The organism is Providencia alcalifaciens DSM 30120 (assembly GCF_000173415.1).
In the GTDB taxonomy this organism is placed as follows: domain Bacteria; phylum Pseudomonadota; class Gammaproteobacteria; order Enterobacterales; family Enterobacteriaceae; genus Providencia; species Providencia alcalifaciens.
In genome coordinates this window covers 39539-64587 of the sequence record NZ_ABXW01000047.1, presented here as the reverse complement: position 1 = coordinate 64587, position 25049 = coordinate 39539, and the positions used below count along the sequence as shown (strand labels likewise).

Genomic DNA, 25049 nt, shown 5'->3' with positions numbered 1-25049 from the left:
GGCACAATGCCCCTATTCCATCGCCTTAAATTAATACGCTGTACGATAACGAAGTTGTGTTCCCGCAGCCAACGCGGATTCATCACTATAATCGGTTGATAGCTCAATAAATCCTTGCAGCTCAGGAATAAATAATTTGTTATACCATTCTAAGTCAGAGCGACGATGTAACTGACCGCTAGCAAAATCGAGCGTTAAATATTGCAGAGCACCTCTGGCATATTCCGCCACAAGCAAACCATCATTGGCAACTTTCATATCTTGCAAATGGTTATAACCCGCCTCCCTGATCAACTTAAAATCACCATTTTGATACTGATACAGAGAAAATAATCTGCGCGAAGGCTCCTGCGCAATCAGGTAAATGTCCCCTTTCAGATTTTGGGCGGCTTCGTTAATACGAATCGGTAGCCACCGATGGCTCACCACCGTTTTTTGGGCAATATTGACCACCACTTCAAGGGAGCCCATTTCGTTACCGTAGCTATACCACATCACTACATTGCCATGATGCACAGCATATGAAAACGTGGAGTTGTCAGCGATCTCTTCAGGATAAAAGCGTTTCACTAACTCGCGAGGATTCATCAAATATTGCCATGTTAACCCTTTGTCTGCACTGGTAAAAATATTTTGACTATCTATCAGCACGTAAGGCTCACCCGGACCACTTTGGTAAATATTCCCAGTGATTGCCGAATAAACATATTCTCCATCACCTTCTTTCCAAGGGGTTAATAGTCCCACTGAATAGTCAGATAAATTCACGGTGCGATACCCACCCCGCACCATTAACAGACACTGAGTATCATCACACACCACATTATAAAAGCTGTTGTCATCTTGGGTGATGAAACGCACACCTTCTTGATTAGCAAATAACACCTGATAACGGTCTTCTCTGCCAGACGCATACGCATCGAGACGATTGTAATAATATGACGAGCGACGATTTTTCTGAGTAATTATCAGCGTGCCATTTTTCGCCGGATAGGTTTTGGCATAATCATAATCCGCAATATAGGCACTGCTCTCTTGGTAATTATCTTTCCATCTCCAGGGGCTATCATCCCCACGGAATACCAAAAATAGCGTCCCCCCTAAGCACACAAAAAAAATGGCGCCCGTCACCAGAAATCGCCAACTCAGAAATGGATTCATTAGCGTACCTCCATAACGTAACCATCTTTACCTTGTTGGCGACGTAATGTGCTCAAAATGGCTTGAGTTTGATAGTAGGCACGACCGCGTTTAGAAAACTGATAATATGCCGCCATCCCCAAAGCGATTAAAAAGCAGATGCCGAGTGTTATTGAGCTAGCAAACCCGATAAATATCAAATCATTATCCAGTAGATATAGCCAATCCCATGAGTCCCAGTGACCACCTCGGTCTTGAATCTCCATAATGGAAATAGCCCCAAACACTGCCAGCAACAATGCCAAAATAATGCCGGTAATCCACCATAATCCTAAATACAATCCTCGCTCCTGCGCCATGTTTCGAGCAGATAAGGTATAGGCTAAATTATCTTGATAGTTGAACACCCCAAACACCACGTTATCAGGCTGGTTTTCCGCTAATTTAGAGTGATAAACCTCAACCTCATCACCCTGAGCCAGAAAAAAACTATGGTTATTAAAGAAAGGTTTCGCGCCATCTAATTTTAAATTCAAATGGCTTTTATTCACCTGCAACTCGACTTCATGGCGAATAGTCGTATTGCCACGATAATAGTATTCAATAATATTGATGTTTTTGAGGTTAACACTGCCCTTTGTCACGCTCAAAGATGGTTCATGGGGCAATTTATCCAAAGTTGGGTTTATTTTAAGTGGTTTAGATTTTGGATTTTTAATTCCCTCAATCTGGATCAGATTTTCGCCAGACAATACCTGAAACTTACCATCAATCACCAAATCTAGGGCGCGCAAAATTGTTTTTCGTTTTCGACTAAAAATGGTGAAGGTCTGTGAAATACACATATACAACAAAACAGCCCCCGTGAAGGCAGCCATCGCGAGTAATGATGCAATAACAATTAACCACACACTATCTTCATCAGTAAACAGACAAAAATAGGCAGGTATAAAGAGAGCTGTAAGCCCTAAAGACAGCAAGTATTGTTTCACTAATCCTTTGTCAAACTTAAGATTTCTGTCTGGTTCCAAGCGTCCATACTCAGGATGATAAACCCAATTTAACCAATAACTACCGTCATTCAGTTGTTCAGCAGAGATAATCAATGTGTCATCTTTTTGTAATCGTTCCAAAAATATTTGGCTATTTTCAAAATCCTCAACATTGAAGAAAAACACTTTATCCGATGTAATTAGCCTTACCATGCCCATTGGTGAAACATGTTTATAGTCGCACTGGATTAGCTTAACCTGAAAATATTGAACACCCATAAATGATGCCTATTTGTTATAGTTAATTTAATATTATGATAATAAATAAAGGTATATTGCCCTAGTCAAAGTTGTCTTATAATAAAACAATTCGGATAATTACAGGTTAAAAGCCAAAACAGCAAAAAGTGGGTAAATACCTGTTTTACTCTTAAAATGAGACCCAACTCTAGTAAAGGAAATAATTACTGTTAGACTGGCGCCTATGCGTTATTTTGAATGCCATGAGTCCAAAAAAATAGATTATTTTATACCTACCGTTAACGACAAATTTGAATAAATGTGATGACATCAAAACCGGCCTACAAGCAAATTCAATCTTACATTTTGCGGAGTATTGATTTAGGGATTTTTAAACCCGAAACTCAAATCCCCACAGAGCTTGAGCTATGCGCCCAATTTAATGTTAGCCGTATGACGGTGAATAAAGCGATTTCTGAGCTGAGTCAGAAAGGTATCTTGAATCGTATTGCAGGGAAAGGTACGTTTGTCGCTACCCAAAAACATGAACTTCCTGTAACCAAAGCGTTTGATATTTTTGATGAGATTTCGGTTAGTGGAAATAAATATGCAGGTCACCAATTACAATTAAAGGTCATTCCTGCGACAGCAGACATAGCCTTGCAACTCGGTGTCACGGAAGGCAGTAACATTGGTTACTGTAAAATGCTGCATTTTGAAAATGATATTCCACTGATGTTGGAAGAACGCTTTGTTAATCATGAACTTGTTCCTGAATTTGTTCAGCAGCAGTTTGGTCATACTGAAACCCCTAGCGGCTATTTGCAACGCCACTTTCCTGTCAGTGAAATGGAGCACACGATTGAGGCTATCCTAGCAAGTAAAACGCTTGCTCAAGCCCTATCCATCAAAGAAAATGCCCCTTGTTTACAACTCAGCCGCCGGACATGGACAGGCAACATATTGATCAGTTACGTCAATATGATCAGCGCAGGTTCTCGCTATAAATTGAAATTACATTCTCGCATTGAAAACTAACTTTTTTGCCATAAAAAATGGGGCTCTTCTGCCCCAAAACGACTGATAACACAATAATATACCTCGATAATTTCCACATCACAGAAATTACAGTGGTATCAACACATCAACATCACAACAAAACTACATACCTTGATAAATCGGTCCTTCTCCCCCTTGCGGTGCTGTCCACGTAATATTTTGCAGAGGGTCTTTAATGTCACAGGCTTTGCAATGCAGGCAATTTTGCGCATTTATTTGCAGTTTTTCCTGCTGCTGTATATTCACAACTTCATAGACCCCCGCAGGGCAATACCGAGTTTCCGGTGAAGCGTAAATGGATAAATTGACACGAATAGGTATTTCAATATCTTTCAAGCGTAGATGGCAAGGTTGCTCTTCCGCATGGTGAGTATTCGATAAAAATACCGATGACGGCTTATCAAACGTTAATTTACCATCCGGCTTCGGATAAGATATTGGCTCAAATTGGCTTGCAGGTTTAAGCCCTTGATGGTCATCCATTTTAAGCTTTAACGACCATGGGGTACGCCCTTTTAATAACCATTGCTCAGCCCCAAATAGCAATGATCCGAGCACCAGCCCTTTTTTCATGTAAGGCTTGAAATTACGCGTTTGGTATAACTCATCATATAACCAGCTTTGTTCGAACTTTTGTTGAAACTGGCGGGTAAATTGCGTGTAATCGACCTGATCGTCGGCAAATGCTTCAAATAGTGCTTCAGCGGCTAGCATGCCACTTTTCACTGCGCAGTGACTGCCTTTAATCCGTGCCGCATTCAAGAATCCCGCATCATCCCCTATCAATGCACCACCGGGGAAACTTAATTCAGGCAGAGCAGGTAAGCCCCCAGCAACCATGGTACGTGCACCATAACTGATTCGCTCACCACCTTGTAGAAACTCACTAAATGCAGGATGGGTCTTTAAACGCTGGAACTCCTCAAACGGGGACAAATACGGATTTTCATAATTCAGCCCGACCACCAGCCCCACCGCAACCAAATTTTCCCCGTAGTGATACGCAAATCCACCTCCGTAGGTTTGATTATCGAGAGGCCACCCTACTGAGTGCACCACTAATCCCGCTTGATGCTGCTCTTGAGGGATCTGCCAAATTTCTTTTAAACCTAATCCATAAGTCTGCTTACCACGATTTACCGCTAAGTCGAAATGAGCAATTAACTGCTTACCTAGCTGCCCTCGACACCCTTCTGCAAAGAAGGTCATTTTTGCCAGTAGGTTCATTCCCGCTTGATACATAGCAGTGGGGTTACCCTGCTTGTCTAACCCCATATCCCCTGTGGTCACGCCCATAACCTGTCCTGCATCATCAAAAAGGACATCTGTGGCAGCAAATCCAGGAAAAATATCGACGCCAAGCTGCTCAGCCTCTGCCGCAAGTGCAGCACTGACTTGCCCAAGGCTACCAATCACGTTGCCATGATTTTTCAGGCAGGCAGGTAACAAAGCTAATGGCAGCTTGCTAGCTTTATGCTCCTTGAGCCATAAGAAGCGGTCCTCACCAACGGGCGTAAGTGATGCAGAAACCGTTTGTTGCCAGTCAGGTAATAGCTCGTTAAGACCTCGCGGGTCGATGACCGCGCCCGATAAAATATGCGCGCCGACCTCTGAGCCTTTATCGATTAAGCAGACACTAAGGTCTTTACCTGTTTCGCTTGCGAGTTGCTTAAGACGAATTGCCGCCGATAATCCTGCGGGTCCTCCACCGACAATCAGGACATCAAATTCCATTGATTCTCGCGTCGAAGACGCCGTGATATTGGCACTATTGTCGGTAGTCATGGTGTCCTTCCTTATGCCAGCGCTTTATCAAATGCAGGTAAGATCTCAAACAGATCACCGACGATACCGTAGTCTGCCACTTGGAAAATGGGGGCTTCTGGATCGCTGTTAATCGCGACGATCACTTTGCTCTCTTTCATGCCCGCAATATGTTGAATGGCACCGGAGATCCCAACCGCAATGTAGAGATCAGGCGCAACAATTTTGCCCGTTTGCCCCACTTGGTAATCATTCGGTACATACCCCGCATCCACTGCGGCACGCGATGCACCTACCGCAGCACCTAATTTATCGGCGATGGTTTCCAATAAGGCAAAATTTTCCCCCGAACTTAAACCACGCCCCCCAGAGATCACCACTTTGGCAGAGCTCAATTCTGCGCGGCTCATCTGCGTTAATGACTGGCTAGTCAGTTCTGAGAGTTGATTTAATTCTGTGACCACTACGGGTTCTATCACTGCGGGGGATTGGGTATCGACGGCACCAGAAAAAGCAGAACTTCTTACGGTGATCACAACTTGATGACCATTGTTTTGTACCGTTGCCAATGCGTTTCCGGCATAAATCGGGCGAACAAACGTTTGAGCATCCACAACCTGAGTAATATCTGAAATCTGAGAAACACCTAACGTTGCAGCCACTCGTGGTGCAATATTTTTACCAAATGTGGTCGCAGGGAAAATGATGTGGCTATACCCTTGTGCGACCGCAGCGACTGCGTTAGTCATTGGTTCCGCAAGGGCATGCTTCAATGGCTCGGCATCCACTGTGATAACTTTTTCTACGCCACTCAGCGTCGCCGCAGATTGAGCAATAGAAGCTATTTGGCTTCCAGCCACGAGGACATGCAAACCCCCTCCTTGTGCAATGATTTCGCGCGCAGCCGTTATGCTGTTATATGTTGAGGATTTAATGGTTTGGTTATCGTGCTCAACAACGACTAAAACGGATAATTGGCTCATATTCAGGCTCCCTATTAAATCACTTCTTTAGCTTGCAGTTCAGTGACTAATGCAATGGCATCATTCAACATAGTGCACTGCCCAGAACGTTTTTTTGGTTCAGTAATACTTAAGGTTTTCACTTGCCCTAATGGGCTGAAGTTCAATGTCGCCACATCAATAATATCTAATTGTTTTTTCTTTGCTTTCATGATGTTAGGTAATGTGGCATAGCGAGGTTCATTTAAGCGTAAATCCGTTGTCACAATCGCGGGTAACCCCATGGATAACGTTTCCAAACCACCATCAATTTCACGGGTGACTTGCAGCCTTGCACCTTCAACCACTACCTGTGAAGCAAACGTAGCTTGGGCGTAGCCTAATAAGGCTGAAAGCATTTGACCGGTTTGGTTGCAATCGTCATCGATAGCTTGTTTACCCAGCAAAATTAAATCCGGCTGTTCTTGGTTAACAACCTGCTGTAAAAGACGGGCGATATCCAATGGCTCTAATACCAGATCTGCGGGCCGTTGAATCAAAATAGCGCGGTCAGCACCAATCGCCATTGCACTACGTAAGGTGTCCTGTGCACTGGCTTCGCCAATAGATACCGCGACAACTTCAGTAGCTTTACCCGCTTCTTTTAAGCGTACTGCTTCTTCTACCGCGATTTCATCAAATGGGTTCATTGCCATTTTTACATTCGCCAGCTCAACTCCTGAGCCATCCGCTTTAACACGCACCTTGACGTTATGGTCAATCACTCGTTTCACCGCGACTAAAATTTTCATAACCACTCCTATCACGCACTTTGTTGCATCTGTTGAATATTTAATTTTTTTAGGATGAAGGAGCCCATAGCAGTGAATTTTTTCACTGCTAGGACGCCATCACTGACTATTTTTATATTTGGAAAATTAAGATGTTATATAAGAAATAAATCTTATTTGGTTTCAGGTAATATCAAACTTGGCGCCACTGACATTGGCCAAATTTTAACAGCTGCATAGTAGATAATGCTGGTTGCCACTAAGCCGACAATCCATGAAATATCCACGCCGCCTAAGCTTTCCACCAACGGTCCGGTATAGAATCCTGTCGCAATAAATGGCATCTGGATCAACACACCTACCACATAAGTGATGATCCCCACCTTATTCCAGCGACCATAGCGGCCGTTCGGATTAGATAATTGTGGTACGTCATAACGACCTTTGGTTACCCAGTAGTAGTCCACCAGGTTGATGGCACTCCATGGTGTAAAAAATGCCAATAAAAACAGCAAGAAAGCAGAGAATAATTTTAAGAATGAGTGCTGTCCTGCAAGCCCAAGTATCGTCGAGAAACTCACCATAAGAATAATAAAGAACAGTCGCTGACCGCGGGAAATTTGCTGCTTACCACGGAAACCACACCAAATCGCCGCCATCGACATAAAACTACCGTAAGCGTTCAGCGCAGTGATAGTGACTTTACCGAAGAAAATACTGATATACAGTAGCGCTGCAATTAAACCGGTACTCCCCAGTCCAACAATGTAGGACACTTCGTGACCTGCAAATTGATTGCCTGCCAGCGCGGCGGCAAATACCCCAAGGATCATAGAGGCTTGGGTTCCAATTACTGTACCCGAACCTACCGCTAAGAAAGCTTTAATGGTGGGAGTTTTAGTCGGCAAATAGCGGGAATAATCCGCAACGTAAGGACCGAAAGCAATTTGCCAAGACGCTGACAATGACATTGCTAGCAGGAAATTTGTCCAATCAAAGTGACGGTTTGCCAATAATACAGAGACGTCATTCATATAGAACAAACGGAAGAACAGGTAGAAGAATGCGATAATACCAACGACACTCGCCACTTTACCTAAAATATGAATAATGCGGTAACCACAGATAGTGATACCAATGATCACTATCCCAAAAATCACGATCCCCATCCAGTCGCTAACGTTCAGTAATTGCCCAACGGCTTGCCCTGCTAATACCGTACCGCTAGCAGAGAACCCAACGTACATCATACAGACCAATAAAATAGGGATCACCGCACCATAAACCCCGAACTGAACACGGCTGGAGATCATTTGCGGTAAACCTAGCTTCGGCCCCTGCACTGCGTGGAGCGCCATTACCGCGCCTCCCAGTAATTGTCCGATAAACAAACCGATCAACGACCAAAATACATCCCCACCCAACACGACCGCTAACGCCCCGGTGACGATTGCCGTGATTTGTAAGTTCGCACCAAACCATAATGTAAACTGGCTCGATAAGGTGCCATGTCGCTCAGATTCAGGAATATAGTCAATGGAACGTGCTTCGATAAGTGGAACGTTATCTTGGCGAGACTGCTTTTGCCCGATGATATCGTTGGAAACTGTCATGGTAACTCCTCTTTAAGCAAGGCTGGCTTAAAGAATGGACCAATTAGCCGTCAGCAATGGATTCTCTATGCGGTTAGGCACAGGCATTTGACGCGATGCAGGTATTTTATTGTTATATCTACCCGTCATTAATAATTGAAATACATTCTTAAACCTGATTGTTGTTGTGTTTTTAAGTCCATGATCCTGTTGTCAGGGTAGTGCTCCTGTTATTACTTAGAAACCCCGATAAGTCCTGTCTTACCTATCGGGTCGAACCTATCAAAATTAAGCGTCGAGAACGGCGCGAGAAATAATGATTTTTTGAATTTCTGACGTCCCTTCAAAGATACGCAAAATACGGGCATCTCGTACATAGCGCTCTAGGGGTAGATCACGAATATAACCATACCCACCATGTAGCTGTAAGGCCGCATCGGTAACAAAACCCGCACATTCCGCAGCAAACAATTTTGCCGTTGCTGATTGCAAACTAAAACGTTGCCCAGAATCACGCAGTTCAGCCGCATTCCACGTCAACATGCGAGCAGCTTCTAATTGTGTGTGCATATCAGCAAGCTTCCACTGTGTTCCTTGGTAGGCGGCCAATGGCTTCTTACCTATTTGGCGCTCTTTCACCCAACCTAATGTGCTCTCCATCGCTGCGCGAGCAATTCCCAGAGAGGTGGCTGCCACTTCCACTCGCCCTTTATCCAAGACTTCCATTGCCGTGTGAAATCCTTTGCCTTCCTCCCCCAATAAAGCCGATTCAGGTAACCAACAGTTGAGTGCTAACTCATAAATAGTGCTACCACGCAGGCCCATGGTTTTTTCTGGGTGAGAAAACGCCACACCTTCAGTGCCTTTCGGGATCATAAATGCACTAATGCCACGGGCACCCGCCTCAACATCTGTTTTGGCATACAGCACAATGAAATCAGCTTCTTTAGCATTGGTAATATAGTGTTTATTACCACGAATTCGCCAACCACCATTCTCACGGGTGGCGGTTGTGCGCATGTCGGCGGGGTTTGAACCCGCAGCGGGTTCTGTCAATCCAAACGCACCCAGCAATTCCCCATTCGCTGCTTTCGGTAACCAATCATTTTTTTGCGCTTCAGTGCCACCAATCAAGATTGAGTCTGTGGCTAAAAAATGTGCGGTGAGTGCTGATGATGTTGAAGCGCACGCTGCCGCCACCGCTTCAACGATCATGCTCATCGCAATGCTACCGATACCAAAACCACCGTATTGCTCGGGTAAGTTAATCCCCCAACAACCCATTTCACCCAATGCAGTTAAGCTTTCCGCACAGAAAATCTCTTCTTCGTCATAGCGTTGAGCGTTCGTTTGTAGAATCTCACGGCACACTTTTTCCACGGCATCTACAATCGCGTATTCCGTTTCGTTAATCTCAAAACTCATTGCATCGTCTCCGCACTTTTCATCATTGTTGTTGGCTTATAACGTTCATTGCCTTCCCCAAGAACTGGGGCTCTTTGGGTCACTTTCGGTTTCACGCCATTAAAGAAAACTGGCTGAGAAATCAGTGGAGTACCGCCATCGTTTAAATGGGTTAATACTTGGCGTACTTGAGCATGCTCACTTTGTGTGGCTTGCTGTAAATTGTGGATTGGTGAAGCAGGTACTCCCGCATTGAGCAGTAAATCGCACACTTCCTCGACGCTTTTTGTTCCTGTCCAATCTTCAATTTCTTGGCGCAATGCGGCTTGGTTAATAGTACGAACAGGGTCATTTAAATAACGCGAATCTTGGGGTAATTCCGGTTTCTCCATACATTCACATAAACGTTGGAAGAGTTTTTCGCTCGCGATCGCTATCACCACTAAACCGTCTTTCGCTTGGTAAGTATCAAATGGTGTTGAAACTGGATGGCGATTACCCACCAAACTAGGGGCTTCACCATTCGCAAATAAATTCGACAGTCCGGTAAGCTGCATGCTGAGTAAGACATCCACCATCGCCACATCAATATATTGAGCGCCTTCTCCGTGACGTTCGCGAGCAAACAGCGCGCTGCTAATCGCCCATGAGGCAAATACGCCTGCGCACACATCACCAATGGATTCACCGCTACGTGTCGGTCCCGATTCGGGGAAGCCTGTCACACTCATCAATCCAGACATTGCTTGTGCCACAATGTCATAGGCTGGGTAACTTGCGAGAGGACTGTTTTGTCCAAACCCTGAAATGCTGGCGTAGATAATATTAGGATTTAGCTGTTTAACACTGTCGAAATCGATCCCAAGACGCTTGGTCACACCAGGACGGAAGTTTTCCACCACCACGTCACTTTCTGTGATCAATTGGAATAAAATCTGACGATCCGCATCCGCTTTAAGATCCAACTCAATACTGCGCTTCCCGCGATTGATCAATCCGTAATAAACACTTTCACCATCAATAAAAGGTCCCAAATGACGGCTATCATCACCGTGATCAGGGACTTCAATTTTGATCACTTCAGCACCCAAATCTGCCATCATTCCGGTACAATAAGGTCCTGCTAGTACACGGCTTAAATCAATCACTTTGATCCCCGCCAAAGGTCCGTGTGGTTTTTGGGTCGTTGCCGTATTCATCATGAATTCCTTATGTGAGGCTAAAAGGTGCCGACTCTATTGAACCGGCATTCGACATTACTTAACCATCGGCAAGTTAAGCCCTTGCTGTTTCGCACAATGAATAGCGATGTCATAACCTGCATCTGCATGACGCATTACCCCAGTTGCAGGGTCATTGTGCAGTACGCGAGCAAGGCGTTTGTCTGCCGCATCAGTGCCATCACACACAATCACCACACCAGCATGTTGCGAGAAGCCCATACCCACACCACCACCGTGATGTAAGCTAACCCATGTTGCACCACCCGCAGTGTTCAGCAGCGCATTCAGTAATGGCCAATCAGATACGGCATCTGAGCCATCTTTCATCGATTCGGTTTCTCGATGTGGGCTTGCGACAGAGCCGGAGTCTAAGTGGTCACGACCAATCACCACTGGACCTTTCAGCTCGCCATTTTTCACCATTTCATTAAATGCACGCCCTAATCTTTCACGATCTTTCAGACCCACCCAACAGATACGAGCTGGCAAACCTTGGAAAGCAATACGCTCACGCGCCATATCTAACCAATTGTGCAGATGCTTATCATCAGGGATCAGCTCTTTCACTTTCTGGTCAGTTTTATAGATATCTTCTGGATCACCAGACAGTGCAACCCAACGGAAAGGACCAATGCCTTCACAGAACAGAGGACGAATATAAGCAGGCACAAATCCTGGAAAATCAAAGGCGTTACTGACCCCTTCATCTTTTGCCATTTGACGAATGTTGTTGCCGTAGTCAAATGCTGCTGAGCCACGTTTTTGCATTTGCAGCATGGCATCAACTTGCACCGCCATACTTTTCTTCGCCGCTTTAGTCACTTCAGCGGGTGCGCTTTGTTGCTTGTCACGCCACTGAGCTAATGTCCAACCTTGAGGCAGATAACCATGAACGGGATCGTGGGCACTGGTTTGGTCAGTGACTGAATCTGGCGTAATATTGCGTTTAACTAACTCGCTATACACATCCGCCGCATTACCTAATAAGCCGACTGACACTGGCTGACCGCTCGCTTTCGCTTCTTCGATATAGCCTAGAGCCTCATCCAAAGACGTCGCTTTTTTATCGACGTAACGCGTTCTTAAACGGAAATCGATACGGCTTTCATCACACTCAACCGCTATCATGCTAAAGCCTGCCATCGTTGCGGCTAATGGCTGCGCGCCCCCCATTCCACCTAAGCCCCCCGTCAGAATCCAACGACCCGCAGGGTTGCCATTAAAATGCTGTTTTGCGAGTGAAACAAAGGTTTCGTAAGTGCCTTGAACAATCCCTTGTGAGCCAATGTAGATCCACGAGCCTGCTGTCATCTGCCCGTACATCATCAAGCCTTTACGATCTAATTCGTTGAAATGATCCCAGTTAGCCCAATGGGGTACGATGTTTGAATTAGCAATTAACACTCGCGGAGCATCTACATGCGTTGGGAATACCCCCACCGGTTTACCTGATTGCACCAGTAAGGTTTGATCATCTTCGAGGTTTTTTAATACGTCTAAAATTTTGTCGTAGCATTCCCAATCGCGGGCGGCACGACCAATTCCACCATACACAACAAGACTTTGTGGATGTTCGGCAACATCAGGATCTAAGTTGTTTTGGATCATGCGATATACGGCTTCGGTCAGCCAACTTTTGCAGCTCTTTTGGCTACCGTGCGGGGCACGGATCACACGTGTTGCATCTGTACGGTTTAACATTGTTTTATCCCCTATCCATCCACTTGGTTTAACGCAAAATTAACAATTTTGGTTATTTATCATTGTTGAGATCATGGCGAACAGACAGTTTCTAGGCAGTGAAAATATTAAACTTACTTTTATTATCAATAAATTAAATAAAAATAATAATGGCTAGATACTGTCTTTCTGCTTGGTTTGCTTAGTTGATAATTAAATATATATACATTTAGTTCACAAAGTATATACATTTAAATTTGAATTTTTGTCTCAACAGTGGAAAAGGAAGATGAAGAAAAGTTAGACAACAATAACTAGGATGCTGTTTCTACACAGAAACTTGTATATACATTTAAATTTTTATGCAGAAACAAGCAAATAACAGAAATGAGAGAAACCTCACATTAACTACGCAGCAGTTACAGCCGATACACACCTTTTATGCTTACCACCACTTATTAGTAGCGAATAAATTATACTTTTATATAACTACACTCATCACTATACATAGTGGATATAAAAGATTCGCTTATCATTCTTTTTTGCAATATTTAATAAGCTAACTCGTTTAATATACGATCAATTCATGATTAATTAATAAACTATGGAACAATTATGTCTAAATTAAATCAAGTTTCAAACCCATCAATTTATTCCGCCAATCAATCAGAAAATAAAATTAAAAATAACCATATAAAAAAAACCAATCAAAGCAATCTCTCTTTTTGGGATAAATTTAAAAATTCTTTTAAAAAAGAAATACCCGCAGTAACGCAATCCAATACTCAATACCAAGCTACGCAATTTTTAAATGAAACTTTTGAAATTCCTAAAATAGCGGAGAAGGAAACTAAAGATAGCGCGGTCGTTTATCAATGGAATGAAACGCTAGAACCCTACCTACCAAACAGTGCAGACCAGCGGGTTGAAACTCATAATCCTAGAGATGCAGATAAACTACCAGAACAATTTCTCAAAGATTTCAATCGTATAAACTACACCATGACATGTTTAGGTTTAGAAATGCCCGAATTTAGTAACCAATTTACGCAAGAAGAAAGATTGCGATTTTTGATTGAATTTGTCACATTTCCACACGCGGAAAAACTGTGCCAAATTGCCCATCAAGGCCATCTTGCAGAGCCTTATATTACTCTGACAATGAAAAATAAAAATTGTGACTATATTATTCCTCAGTCAAAAGAAAATGATAAATTAACGATTAATATCGAGAAAACGGAAGATAATAATTACATCATCACTTCTATAAATGAATATTATTTAAAGCAAATACAACCAGAGAAAATATTAGAAAATACGGTACTTTTTACCGAGAGAAAAAGTTACCTAGTCAGTCATAATAATGGTGAATTAACTCAAGATCCAAATAAGAATGATTTATTAACCATAAAAATCACTCAGAAGTATAATTAATCTCTATGAAATAAAATACCCCATAAATATCTAATCTATTTTATGGGGTATTTTTATCCAAATAATATTAGATTATCCACCTAAATATGCACTACGCACAGCTTCATTTGCTAATAATGATTTTCCAGTATCTTCCAGAACAATATGCCCATTTTCTAGCACATAACCTCGATCAGCCAGTTTCAAAGCTTGGTTAGCATTTTGCTCCACAAGGAATATGGTCATCCCCTCTTCCCGTAGCTGCAAAATTGTGTCGAAAATTTGCATAATAATAATCGGAGCCAACCCAAGAGATGGCTCATCCAGGAGCAATAACTCCGGCTGACTCATCAAGGCTCGCCCAATAGCCAGCATCTGTTGCTCACCACCCGACATGGTTCCTGAACGCTGGCTGCGGCGCTCATGCAACCGAGGAAATAGCGAATAAACGCGATCGATACGCTCATGGTACTGCTGGCGATCCGCGAAAAAACCGCCCATGGCGAGGTTCTCTTCGACGGTCATACGAGAAAAGACCCGACGACCTTCTGGCACCAATGCAATGTCTTTACGCATAATTTGCGGCGTCGGTAGCTGAGTAATATCCACCCCACGATAAAGTACCTGACCAGATGATGCTCTAGGATCGCCACATAAAGTACTGAGTAGCGTCGTTTTCCCTGCTCCATTCGCGCCAATCAGGGTGACTATTTCCCCTTTTTGTATATTCAAGCTGACGTTATGCAGCGCCTGAATTTTCCCGTAATGGGTGGAAACTTGTTTAAATTCCAACATCAATAAGCTTCTCCCAAATAGGCTTTGATGACATCAGGATGCTGCCGAATTTCATTGGGTGTACCATTCGCCAAAGGCGTACCTTGGTTTACCACATAAATTCGGTCAGAGATCCCCATCACCAATTTCATATCATGTTCAATCAATAAAATAGAGACGTTATGGTGGCTACGTAATTCGGCAATCAGCTCATCCAGATCGTTGGTTTCTTTGGGATTCAGTCCTGCTGCGGGCTCGTCCAACATCAAAATTTCAGGGCGTGTCACCATACAGCGTGCTATTTCCAAGCGGCGCTGCTGACCATATGCCAAGTTACCAGCTTGACGATTCGCAAACTCGGAAAGATTGACGCGCTCTAACCAGTTCACCGCGTTATCCAATGCATCCGCTTCTGCTCGACGAAATGCGGGCGTTTTTAGTAATCCTGAAAAGATGCCACTTTTAAGATGCTGATGCTGAGCAACCAGTAAATTTTCAATAACCGTCATCTCTTTAAACAAGCGAACATGCTGAAAGGTACGGATGACGCCTAGGCGAGCAATAGCTTGCCCTGGCAGCCCTTCAAGGTGTTTATCACGATACAAAATAGCCCCGCTGGTTGGCTTGTAAAATCCGGTTAAACAGTTAAATATCGTGGTTTTACCCGCACCGTTGGGACCAATCAACGAGACAATTTCCCCTTGGTTTAGCGTGAGCTCTACATTATTCACGGCTAATAAACCACCGAAACGCATCGTTAAGCCACTTACTTGCAATAAAGGTGTCGTTGATATCATGCTCCGCCTCCTTGTGCGCTTTTCAGCTTCATTTGGCGGCGCTGCATCGGTAATAAGCCTTGTGGGCGCCAGATCATCATTAACACCATCAATGCACCCAGCAGCAGCATGCTATATTCGTTCAGATCGCGCATCATTTCCCGTGAAACCACTAAGATGATCGCCGCTAAAATCACGGACATTTGCGATCCCATTCCCCCGAGTACCACGATCGCTAACACAAACGCAGATTCAGCAAATGTGAAGGACTCCGGACTGATAAAGCCTTGCCGTGCAGCAAATAATGCACCTGCGAACCCTGCAAATGTTGCACTGATGGTAAAGGCGGTTAATTTTATACGCGTTGGGCTTAACCCTAATGATCGACACGCAATCTCATCTTCGCGCAGCGCTTCCCACGCGCGCCCTAATGGCATACGCAGTAAACGGCTTATCACGATTAACGTGAGCACGACCAACAGTAACGCGACAAAATAGAGGAAAATGATCCGGTCACCGGGGTTATAATCCAACCCAAAAAAGTGGTGAAATGTATCCCAGCCATCCTTTGCTGTACGGCTAAACTCTAAACCAAAAAAGGTGGGTTTTGGCAGTTGGCTAATCCCATTCGGTCCCCCTGTGATGTCCGTATTATTTAATAATAAAATACGGACAATCTCCCCAAATCCGAGGGTCACAATTGCTAAATAATCCCCTCGCAGCCTCAGAACAGGGAAGCCCAATAACAACCCAGCTAATGCCGCCGTTAAGCCGGCAATCGGTAAGCTTTCCCAGAAACCGAAATCATAATAGTGATTAAGTAAGCCAAAGGTATAGGCGCCGATAGCGTAGAAGCCCGCATAGCCGAGTACCAATAACCCGGATAACCCAACAACCACGTTTAAGCCTAACCCCAGCATCACGTAGATTAAGGTTAGTGTGGCAATATCGACGCTACCACGAGAAACCATAAAGGGCCAAATAATGGCACCAACAATAATGGCAATGCCGATAATTTTTTGTCTGAGCGAGCCGCCGTCAAAATCTGGTAACGCCCACGATTTTTTGGGCACGCCTTGCCACACTTTGCTTAACGCGGGGCGAATTAATTGATACACAAAGATAATGGCGATGCCGACGAAGATCCAATTCCAACGAACGTCTCCCCCAGATTCCACAATCAGCTTAGTGCCATCGAGGCCTAATTTTAGCCCCATCATAAATCCCGCTAAAATAAAGAAGGTGACGGAGGCAATAATGGCGCTGATCCAATTTTCTTTTCTCATACTTTTTCGACCTCCGGGCGACCCAGAATGCCAGTTGGCATGATCAACAGAACACCAATCAATAAACCAAATGAAACGACATCTTTGTATTCCGTGCTTAGATATGCAGAGGTCATCGCTTCCGCAACCCCCAGAATCAAGCCGCCTAGCATTGCGCCAGGAATACTACCGATTCCGCCTAACACCGCCGCAGTGAACGCTTTCATTCCTGCCATGAAACCAATATATGGGTTAATGACCCCATAAAATTGCCCTAATAACACACCCGCCACTGCCGCCATCGCTGCACCGATCACAAACGTCAGGGAGATCACACGGTCAGTGTTAATGCCAAGCAAGCTCGCCATTTTTAAATCTTCCGCGCAAGCACGGCACGCACGCCCCATACGGGAATAGCGGATAAACAGGGTTAATGCCAGCATGGCAAGGAAAGTCACTATCCAGATAGTGAGCTGCATTTTGGTCACAATGGCAGAGAAGCCATCGCTTTCACCAATGATCCACTGTCCGGTGATCAAACTCGGTAATGCCAGATCTCGTGATCCTTGAGATAAACTGACGTAATTTTGTAAGAAAATAGACATCCCGATCGCAGAGATCAGCGCAATCAAGCGTTTAGAATGGCGAACTGGGCGATAAGCAACTCGTTCAATGCTCCAACCGTAGGAACTCGATACCACAATGGCTGCAACAAAGGCTGCCGCAACAAGGATCCAGCCCACATCAATACCGAGCATCATTAAGCCCGCGATAACAATGAACGAAACGTAGCTACCAATCATATACACTTCGCCATGGGCAAAGTTGATCATTCCGATGATGCCATACACCATGGTATAACCGATAGCAATCAGCGCGTAAGTGCTTCCTAACGTTAAACCATTGAGGAATTGCTGAATAAAATACAGAATTTGGTCTGACATAAGATTATCCTTTCAAACTACTGTCCCTCTATGGAGAGCAGAAGCTGGAAGCCTGTTTCCAAGCCTCCAGCTCATCACTGAATACTCAATTTCTCAATCAAAAATGAGAATTACTCTTGTGCAGTAGAGGTTCCGTCTTTGTGCCATTCAAACACACCGAATTCGAAACCTTTCAGGTCACCATTTGGCTGCCAGCTCAATTGCCCCATCACAGTATCCACTGGGTTTGCTTTTAAATCTTTCGCAAGAACGTCGGGTTCCTGACTTCCTGTGCGCTGCATTGCCGTGGTTAAGCCTTGAATTGCCGCATAGGTTGTCCAAACAAACGGTCCTGTCGGATCTTCTTTTTTGTTTTTAATCGCATCGACGATGGGTTGGTTAGCAGGTACTTGATCATAACGTTTTGGTAACGTCACCAGCATTCCCTCGGATGCATCACCCGCAATATTAGAAAGTGAAGAGTTGCCGACACCTTCAGGTCCCATAAAACGAATATTCAAACCTGATTGTTTCGATTGACGTAAAATTTGCCCCATTTCTGGGTAGTAACCACCGAAATAAACAAAATCTACGTTCTCTTTTTTCAGCTTAGCCACCAGCGCAGAGAAATCTTTATCTCCCGCGGTAACCCCTTCAAACATCACTTCTTTCACACCCGCTTTGTTCAGACTTTCACGCACTGAACGTGCTAAACCTTCGCCATATTGTTGTTTATCATGAACCACAGCAATGCGTTTCGGTTTGATTTTTTCGATAATGTATTTTGCTGCCGTTGGACCTTGGTCAGAATCCAATCCTGTGGTACGCATGATTAACTGATAACCTCGCGTAGTTAAATCAGCATTGGTTGCAGCAGGGGTAATCATCAGAACGCCTTCATCTTCATAAATATCTGAAGCTGGCTGAGTGGAAGAGGAGCACAGGTGCCCAATAACGTGTTTAATGCCATCGTTAATCACTTTGTTGGCGACGGCAACCGCTTGTTTTGGATCACACGCATCATCATATTCAACGGCAACAAGCGTATCCCCATTAATGCCACCTTTAGCATTGATATCTGCAATTGCTTGGCGAGCGCCCGTAAATTCCATATCCCCATACTGTGCCACAGGACCCGACATTGCGCCCACGACTGCGATTTTAATCTCTTTCGCCCATCCGGCTGGACTTAATGCCATTGCGATACAACCTGCTAATAATGCTTTATTACTATTCTTCATTCGTGCGTCCCCGCCATCAATATTGTGTGTATGATTGTGAGTGTTTGTGATTGATTTATAATCAATTATTATCGTTGACAGGTTCAATGCCTGATATTTCAAAACATAGCCAATAAGGCTATATATTTCAGACCATTAAACAAGAGAATTATGCTAAATAGCAAATGAATAGAGTAGGTATTTACATCAATTACAGAATAAAAACCTAATGATAAAACGTGTATTTTTTGTAAATACTAGTGTTATATTCCAGTTAAATTTAGCTTAATCCGAGTGAAACTCGGAAAATGCAGAGAGACCAAATTTTTCTCTTTAAAATTAAAAAATCGGTTACAGATCACTCTGCTGTTAGAATAGCGTGTAACATGCACCATGAAATGGATCAAAATAAATGAGACTAACCATCATTCCTCTGGTCAATCCTACTGAGCAACAGTACATCGACCTCTCGAAGATCTGGATAGACCAGAATCGGTCACAGCTTATCCAAAACCTTGAGTCTGGCGTGCAATTTTATGGCGCTCGTTTTAATGAAAGATTACTCGCAGCCGCTAAAGTGTCTATTCATCAACAACAAGGGGTTATTTATGATTTTAATGTTCGTGAAGTGACACGCCGACGAGGTGTAGGCTTGTACCTTTTACAAGAGATTTGCCGTCAATTACCTGAAATTCACACTTGGATCTTTAACTTGCAAGGTATCGAACCACAAAACAAAATCGCCCTAGAACAATTTCTTTCAGCCTGTGGTTTTCGCCCAACAGAAAACGATCAAAACTGGCAGAGACATATCGAGCCATTAATATGAAACTTAATAAAATTCATCACGTTGCTATTATTTGTTCTGACTTCACTCAGAGTAAGCATTTTTATTGTCAGATCCTTGGGCTACAGCTACTCTCGGAACATTACCGCCCAGAAAATGATTCATGGAAAGCAGATTTAGCTTTTGGTGAGCATTATCAAATTGAACTGTTTAGTTTTGCAAACCCGCCAAAAAGGCTCAGTTATCCAGAAGCCGCAGGTTTACGTCATTTAGCGTTTGAAGTGGATAATATCGAGGAGTGGATTGCCTATTTGGCAAAAAATCAGGTGATTTGTGAGGCGGTACGCCTTGACCCTTATACTCAGAAACGTTTTACCTTCTTTGCAGACCCTGATGGGCTACCGTTAGAGCTCTATTCCCGCGAATAAACGTTATGACTGAATAGTGGGTGAATGAGTTATCTGCATTTATATTCCATGCTAATGACAGCAAAAATAAATGCAGATAATCTTTCATGCAGATATCCTATTGAAAGGATTACATCTCGTCGTCTTCATCTTCCATAGCCAGACGAAGTTTCTTCATGGCATTTTTTTCAAGTTGACGAACACGCTCAGCAGATACACCGTACTTATCAGCAAGTTCCTGCAATGTGGTTTTATTGTCATCATCTAACCAGCGAGCACGGATAATATCTTGGCTACGCTCATCGAGCGATGCTAATGCATCCGCTAAGCGGTCAGTTGCATGACTTTCCCAGTTATCATCTTCAATGGTATTTGCAAAGTCTGAAGCCTTATCCTGCAAATAAAGCACAGGTGCAACTGGACCGCCGAAATCACCGCTATCATCGTCGTCGGACATGTCAAATGCCATGTCCTGCGCTGCCATACGGGATTCCATTTCGAGTACATCTTTTGTACTTACGCCCAGTTCTTGTGCAACCATATTGACTTCATCTTGGTTAAACCAACCAAGACGTTTTTTATTTTTTCTTAAATTAAAGAATAACTTACGTTGAGATTTTGTCGTGGCAACTTTAACAATACGCCAGTTACGTAGAACGTATTCATGAATTTCAGCTTTGATCCAATGTACCGCGAAAGAAACCAAACGGACACCCACTTCAGGGTTAAAACGACGCACAGCCTTCATCAGACCGATGTTGCCTTCCTGAATTAAGTCAGCTTGTGGCAAACCATAACCTGCATAGCTACGCGCAATGTGAATCACAAAACGCAAATGAGATAAAATCAGTTGCTTAGCAGCTTCGAGGTCACCATCGTAATGCAGCCGTTCAGCAAGTTCCTTTTCTTCCTCTGCGGTCAGCATAGGGTAAGCATTGGCAGCTCGCATATAAGCTTCAATGCTTCCTTGTGGAACAAGCGCTAATGATTGCATATCTTTGGTCATTAAGATCCTCTATGAATTGTACTGAAATGGGAGAGATTCGATACAGACAAACCGTAGTTTATCAGCTTAGCCCCGTTAAATAAATTATATACAAGAATAGTTAACAGCAGGTCAATATCTGACACTTAATTAGAAAAGAAGTTCGCAGAATTTCAGTTTTTCCATCGGTGCCAATACGTTGGCACCGATGGAATAAATAACATTATTCAGGTCTGAAATGACGTAAATGTTGTAATGTTGCCAGCCATGCGGCTACCCAACCCACAATCGCAGACATTAGGATAATCAGCAAGGATTCTTCCCACAATAGCCCTTCAATGTGGAATTGTGTCCCGAATACACTCGCAACTTGCGCCACTAGATCCGATAGCTGCCACACTAACAAAAACGTCATAATAAGGGCAATGACCGCACCGAGGGCGCCTAATACAACTCCGCCATTTAAGAATGGACGCATAATAAAACCATCGGTTGCCCCAATGAGTTTCATCACATTAATCGTATCGCGACGAGCAAAGATATTTAACCGTACGCTGTTTCCAATCACTAAAAACAATGAAACAATCATCAAAATGCCAATCACAGATGCTACTTGCCCCACTAACCTCGTTAGTGCCGCTAACCGAGAGAACCAGCTATCATCCATTCGCACTTCTTCAATACCATTAACTTGACTTACGCGGTCACGCAGTGTTGTCAAAGCATTAGATCCTTCAAAGTCCAATTTTGGCGTAATGATCGCAACGGCAGGAAGCGGATTTTCTTCTAACATATCTAAGGCGGTACTAAAGCCAGACCAGCTACGGAATTCAGATATCGCTTGATCACGAGATAAGTAATTCACATGCGCGACACCGTCCAGAGCTTCCAGCTGAGTCACTACATTTTGTCCCCCTTGTTCATCGAGAGACTTATCCAAATAGACTGTCAACTGAGGTGTCGGATACCATTGCTCCGCCGCTTGGGAAACGTTTTTCCAAACGATATAACACAAACTTGGCAGCGCTAATGAAATAGCAATCACCATTACCGTCAAAAAGGTAGCCAAAGGCTGCCTTAGCATATCAGCTAACGCATTTAACCAAGAGTAGCGCCACTGTTCACGCCAACCGCCTTTGAGTGCTTTGCTTTTCGATTGCATGGTACGTTCAGGCTTCGCTTTGCGGACATTCTTAGCCATGTTGACCTCCAAGCATTCGACCTTCGCTTAAGGTCAAAACACGTAAGTGACGACGTTCAATCAACGCAATATCGTGCGTTGCCATTAAGACAGTCACGCCGACACGGTTAAACTCTTCAAATAAACGCATAATTCCTTCAGATAATTCGCTATCAAGGTTACCCGTTGGCTCATCGGCTAAAAGCATCGTTGGTTTATTCACCACCGCGCGTGCAATACCGACTCGCTGCTGCTCACCACCAGATAGCTGAATTGGAAAGTTTTTCGCTTTATCTAACAGACCGACTTTATCGAGTGCGGCGCTAACACGACGGCGAATATCTTCGCTACTCGCACCTGAAATAATCAAAGGCATCGCCACGTTATCATAGACAGTGCGATCATAGAGCAGATGGTGATCTTGGAAAATCATGCCGATCTGTCGACGCAGAAAAGGGATCTCTCTGTCTTTTAGTCGGCTGATATCGTGACCATTAAACAGAATATGACCCGCACTTGGGCGCTCAATACCGCAAATCAGTTTGAGTAATGTACTTTTACCTGCACCTGAGTGACCCGTTAAAAATGCCATTTCGCCAGGGCGTAGATGAAAATCTACCCCTTGAAGCGCTTGGCGGCCACCGCGATAAGCTTTACTAACATGTTCAAAGCGAATCATCGAAAATTATTCCTCTCGGGCAAATAGAGCCTCGATAAAGTCATCGGCTTTAAATGGACGTAAATCTTCAATACCTTCCCCAATACCAATATAACGGATTGGAATACCAAACTGGTCGGCAATTGAGAAGATCACGCCACCTTTTGCAGTACCATCGAGCTTTGTCAGTGTAATTCCTGTTAACCCTACGGCGTCATTGAAAATTTTCGCCTGACTAACCGCATTTTGTCCAGTGCTAGCATCAAGTGTGAGCATGATTTCATGAGGTGCTGATTCATCAAGCTTTTTCATCACACGAACGATTTTTTTCAGCTCTTCCATTAAGTGAGCTTTATTTTGTAAGCGCCCTGCCGTGTCTGCAATCAAAACATCCGCGCCTTTTGCTTGGGCTGATTGAATCGCATCATAAATCACCGAAGCAGGGTCTGCCCCAGTATGTTGAGCGACAACGGAAATTTTATTACGCTCACCCCATACTTGCAGTTGTTCCACTGCCGCAGCACGGAAGGTATCACCCGCAGCCAACATTACCGATTTGCCTTCAGATTGATACTGACGCGCTAATTTACCAATCGTGGTGGTTTTACCCACGCCGTTGACACCAACCATAAGAATAACATAAGGTTTTTTACCTTCGATCACTAATGGTTTATCCACGGTAGATAAAATATCAGACATTTCTTCACGCAGCTTGCCATACAACGCTTCCGCGTCTTTTAGTTCTTTACGGGAAGCATGATGGGTTAAATTATCAATAATTTTACGGGTAGTTTCGACACCAACATCCGCAATTAATAACTGCTCTTCCAGCTCATCAAAAAGGTCGTCATCGATTTTTTTGCCTTTAAATAAACCGAGAAAACCCGAACCAAGATTCTGACGCGTTTTTAATAAGCCTTTTTTCAGGCGACTAAAAAAACCTTCTTTCTTTGGTTTTTCTTGTTCGATTGGCTGGGCATTTGCAGCTTCTTCCGCTTGTCTTTGCGCTTCTTCTTCCGCAAGACGTGCCGCTTCCACTTCTTGACGCTCACGCTCTGCTTTTTCTTCGGCGGCTTTAATTGCAGCGAGTTCGGCTTGGCGCTGACGTTCGGCTTCTTCTTCCGCGAGACGCGCAGCTTCAGCTTCTTGACGCTCACGCTCCGCTTTTTCTTCGGCGGCTTTAATTGCAGCGAGTTCGGCTTGGCGCTGACGTTCGGCTTCTTCTTCCGCGAGACGCGCAGCTTCCGCTTCTTGACGCTCAGTCTCGGCTTTCTCTTCAGCTAAACGAGCAGCTTCAGCGGCTTGATACTCACGCTCGGCTTTTTCTTCAGCATCTTTGATAGCCTCTAATTCAGCTTGATGCTGACGTTCGGCTGCTTCTTCCGCGGCTTTAATCGCCGCTTGTTCGATTTGATATTGGCGCTCAGCCTCTTCCTCAATCTTACGTAAAGCCTGAGCTTCTAACACCTCTCGAGCGGCTTTTTCTTCTGCAATACGGGCATCTGCTGCGGCTTGGCGCTCTTTTTCCGCTTTTTCTGCTACAATGCGCATCGCATCTAAGTGAGCTTGATGCTGACGTTCAGCGTCTTCCGCAGCGGCTGTAATTGCAGCTTGCTCCGCTTGATATTGACGCTCAGCTTCATCTTCCGCCGCTTTAATCGCATCTTCTTCCACTTGATGCTGACGCTCAGCTTCTAACCTAGCGGCTTCGTCTTGCTTCGCGTTATGGGCTACGTCATTTTTGTGTTCGACATCCGGTTGCTGAGTTTCTTCTTCACTTTTACGACCAAATCCCAACCATGAGAAAAAGCCTTTTTTCTTATCTTTAGCCATCA

At 44.1% G+C, this 25049-nt stretch carries 22 protein-coding genes; 4 read left to right on the top strand and 18 right to left on the bottom strand.

Annotation, left to right across the window (positions count from 1 at the left end):
* Nucleotides 1-30: 30 nt before the first annotated feature.
* Entirely contained in the window at nt 31-1161 is a 1131-nt protein-coding gene (locus tag PROVALCAL_RS09685; RefSeq protein ID WP_006659050.1) for a hypothetical protein, read from the bottom strand.
* Nucleotides 1161-2411, bottom strand: coding sequence for a hypothetical protein (locus PROVALCAL_RS09680; RefSeq protein WP_006659049.1), 1251 nt, complete (start codon nt 2409-2411; stop codon nt 1161-1163). The genes PROVALCAL_RS09685 and PROVALCAL_RS09680 overlap by 1 nt, the downstream gene beginning before the upstream one ends.
* A gap of 285 nt (nt 2412-2696) precedes the next feature.
* Here PROVALCAL_RS09680 and PROVALCAL_RS09675 point away from each other — a divergent pair, with 285 nt between their 5' ends.
* Nucleotides 2697-3410, top strand: a complete 714-nt coding sequence (locus PROVALCAL_RS09675) for a UTRA domain-containing protein (RefSeq protein WP_006659048.1) — start codon at nt 2697-2699, stop codon at nt 3408-3410.
* A gap of 123 nt (nt 3411-3533) precedes the next feature.
* Here the strand turns inward: PROVALCAL_RS09675 and PROVALCAL_RS09670 are convergent, their stop codons facing one another.
* The 7 genes from PROVALCAL_RS09670 to hutU form a co-directional block, all read right to left on the bottom strand.
* Nucleotides 3534-5216 carry an electron transfer flavoprotein-ubiquinone oxidoreductase gene (locus tag PROVALCAL_RS09670; protein WP_039861841.1) on the bottom strand — a complete coding sequence of 561 codons (1683 nt, stop codon included), beginning with the start codon at nt 5214-5216 and terminating at the stop codon, nt 3534-3536.
* Between the two features lie 11 nt (nt 5217-5227).
* Complete coding sequence (locus PROVALCAL_RS09665; RefSeq protein WP_006659046.1) at nt 5228-6178, bottom strand: electron transfer flavoprotein subunit alpha/FixB family protein; 951 nt, start codon at nt 6176-6178, stop codon at nt 5228-5230.
* Nucleotides 6179-6192: 14 nt separating this feature from the next.
* Complete coding sequence (locus PROVALCAL_RS09660; protein ID WP_006659045.1) at nt 6193-6948, bottom strand: electron transfer flavoprotein subunit beta/FixA family protein; 756 nt, start codon at nt 6946-6948, stop codon at nt 6193-6195.
* Nucleotides 6949-7100: 152 nt separating this feature from the next.
* Entirely contained in the window at nt 7101-8540 is a 1440-nt protein-coding gene (locus tag PROVALCAL_RS09655) for a purine-cytosine permease family protein (protein ID WP_006659044.1), read from the bottom strand.
* Nucleotides 8541-8807: 267 nt separating this feature from the next.
* Entirely contained in the window at nt 8808-9944 is a 1137-nt protein-coding gene (locus PROVALCAL_RS09650) for an acyl-CoA dehydrogenase family protein (RefSeq protein WP_006659043.1), read from the bottom strand.
* Nucleotides 9941-11122 carry a CaiB/BaiF CoA transferase family protein gene (locus tag PROVALCAL_RS09645; RefSeq protein ID WP_039861839.1) on the bottom strand — a complete coding sequence of 394 codons (1182 nt, stop codon included), beginning with the start codon at nt 11120-11122 and terminating at the stop codon, nt 9941-9943. The genes PROVALCAL_RS09650 and PROVALCAL_RS09645 overlap by 4 nt, the downstream gene beginning before the upstream one ends.
* Before the next feature lie 57 nt (nt 11123-11179).
* A complete protein-coding gene (hutU, locus tag PROVALCAL_RS09640) occupies nt 11180-12847 on the bottom strand; it encodes a urocanate hydratase (protein ID WP_006659041.1) in 1668 nt (555 codons plus the stop codon).
* A 594-nt stretch (nt 12848-13441) separates the two neighbouring features.
* On the opposite strand from hutU, the gene PROVALCAL_RS09635 reads away from it, so the two are divergent.
* Nucleotides 13442-14260, top strand: a complete 819-nt coding sequence (locus PROVALCAL_RS09635) for a hypothetical protein (RefSeq protein WP_006659040.1) — start codon at nt 13442-13444, stop codon at nt 14258-14260.
* A 72-nt stretch (nt 14261-14332) separates the two neighbouring features.
* On the opposite strand, the gene livF is transcribed toward PROVALCAL_RS09635, so the two are convergent.
* The 5 genes from livF to PROVALCAL_RS09610 form a co-directional block, all read right to left on the bottom strand.
* Nucleotides 14333-15034, bottom strand: a complete 702-nt coding sequence (livF, locus tag PROVALCAL_RS09630) for a high-affinity branched-chain amino acid ABC transporter ATP-binding protein LivF (protein WP_006659039.1) — start codon at nt 15032-15034, stop codon at nt 14333-14335.
* Entirely contained in the window at nt 15034-15810 is a 777-nt protein-coding gene (gene livG / locus PROVALCAL_RS09625; RefSeq protein WP_006659038.1) for a high-affinity branched-chain amino acid ABC transporter ATP-binding protein LivG, read from the bottom strand. Before livG ends, livF begins: the two co-directional genes overlap by 1 nt.
* Complete coding sequence (locus tag PROVALCAL_RS09620; protein WP_006659037.1) at nt 15807-17075, bottom strand: high-affinity branched-chain amino acid ABC transporter permease LivM; 1269 nt, start codon at nt 17073-17075, stop codon at nt 15807-15809. The genes livG and PROVALCAL_RS09620 overlap by 4 nt, the downstream gene beginning before the upstream one ends.
* Nucleotides 17072-17998 (bottom strand): high-affinity branched-chain amino acid ABC transporter permease LivH, encoded by a 927-nt coding sequence (gene livH / locus PROVALCAL_RS09615; RefSeq protein ID WP_006659036.1) that lies wholly within the window; start codon nt 17996-17998, stop codon nt 17072-17074. The genes PROVALCAL_RS09620 and livH overlap by 4 nt, the downstream gene beginning before the upstream one ends.
* A gap of 110 nt (nt 17999-18108) precedes the next feature.
* Nucleotides 18109-19218, bottom strand: a complete 1110-nt coding sequence (locus PROVALCAL_RS09610; RefSeq protein WP_006659035.1) for a branched-chain amino acid ABC transporter substrate-binding protein — start codon at nt 19216-19218, stop codon at nt 18109-18111.
* A gap of 391 nt (nt 19219-19609) precedes the next feature.
* Between PROVALCAL_RS09610 and panM the strand changes: the two genes are divergently transcribed.
* The gene (panM, locus tag PROVALCAL_RS09605) at nt 19610-20026 is read left to right on the top strand and encodes an aspartate 1-decarboxylase autocleavage activator PanM (RefSeq protein WP_006659034.1); all 417 of its coding nucleotides are present in this window, start codon (nt 19610-19612) and stop codon (nt 20024-20026) included.
* Nucleotides 20023-20412, top strand: a complete 390-nt coding sequence (gloA2, locus tag PROVALCAL_RS09600) for an SMU1112c/YaeR family gloxylase I-like metalloprotein (protein ID WP_006659033.1) — start codon at nt 20023-20025, stop codon at nt 20410-20412. The genes panM and gloA2 overlap by 4 nt, the downstream gene beginning before the upstream one ends.
* Before the next feature lie 109 nt (nt 20413-20521).
* Here the strand turns inward: gloA2 and rpoH are convergent, their stop codons facing one another.
* The 4 genes from rpoH to ftsY all read right to left on the bottom strand — a co-directional run bounded on the left by rpoH (nt 20522) and on the right by ftsY (nt 25047).
* Entirely contained in the window at nt 20522-21397 is an 876-nt protein-coding gene (gene rpoH / locus PROVALCAL_RS09595; protein WP_006659032.1) for an RNA polymerase sigma factor RpoH, read from the bottom strand.
* Between the two features lie 202 nt (nt 21398-21599).
* Complete coding sequence (gene ftsX / locus PROVALCAL_RS09590) at nt 21600-22577, bottom strand: permease-like cell division protein FtsX (protein WP_006659031.1); 978 nt, start codon at nt 22575-22577, stop codon at nt 21600-21602.
* On the bottom strand, nt 22570-23235 hold the full coding sequence (gene ftsE, locus PROVALCAL_RS09585; protein WP_006659030.1) for a cell division ATP-binding protein FtsE: 666 nt from the start codon (nt 23233-23235) through the stop codon (nt 22570-22572). The genes ftsX and ftsE overlap by 8 nt, the downstream gene beginning before the upstream one ends.
* A 6-nt stretch (nt 23236-23241) precedes the next feature.
* Nucleotides 23242-25047 carry a signal recognition particle-docking protein FtsY gene (ftsY, locus tag PROVALCAL_RS09580; protein WP_006659029.1) on the bottom strand — a complete coding sequence of 602 codons (1806 nt, stop codon included), beginning with the start codon at nt 25045-25047 and terminating at the stop codon, nt 23242-23244.
* Between the last annotated feature and the right edge of the window lie 2 nt (nt 25048-25049).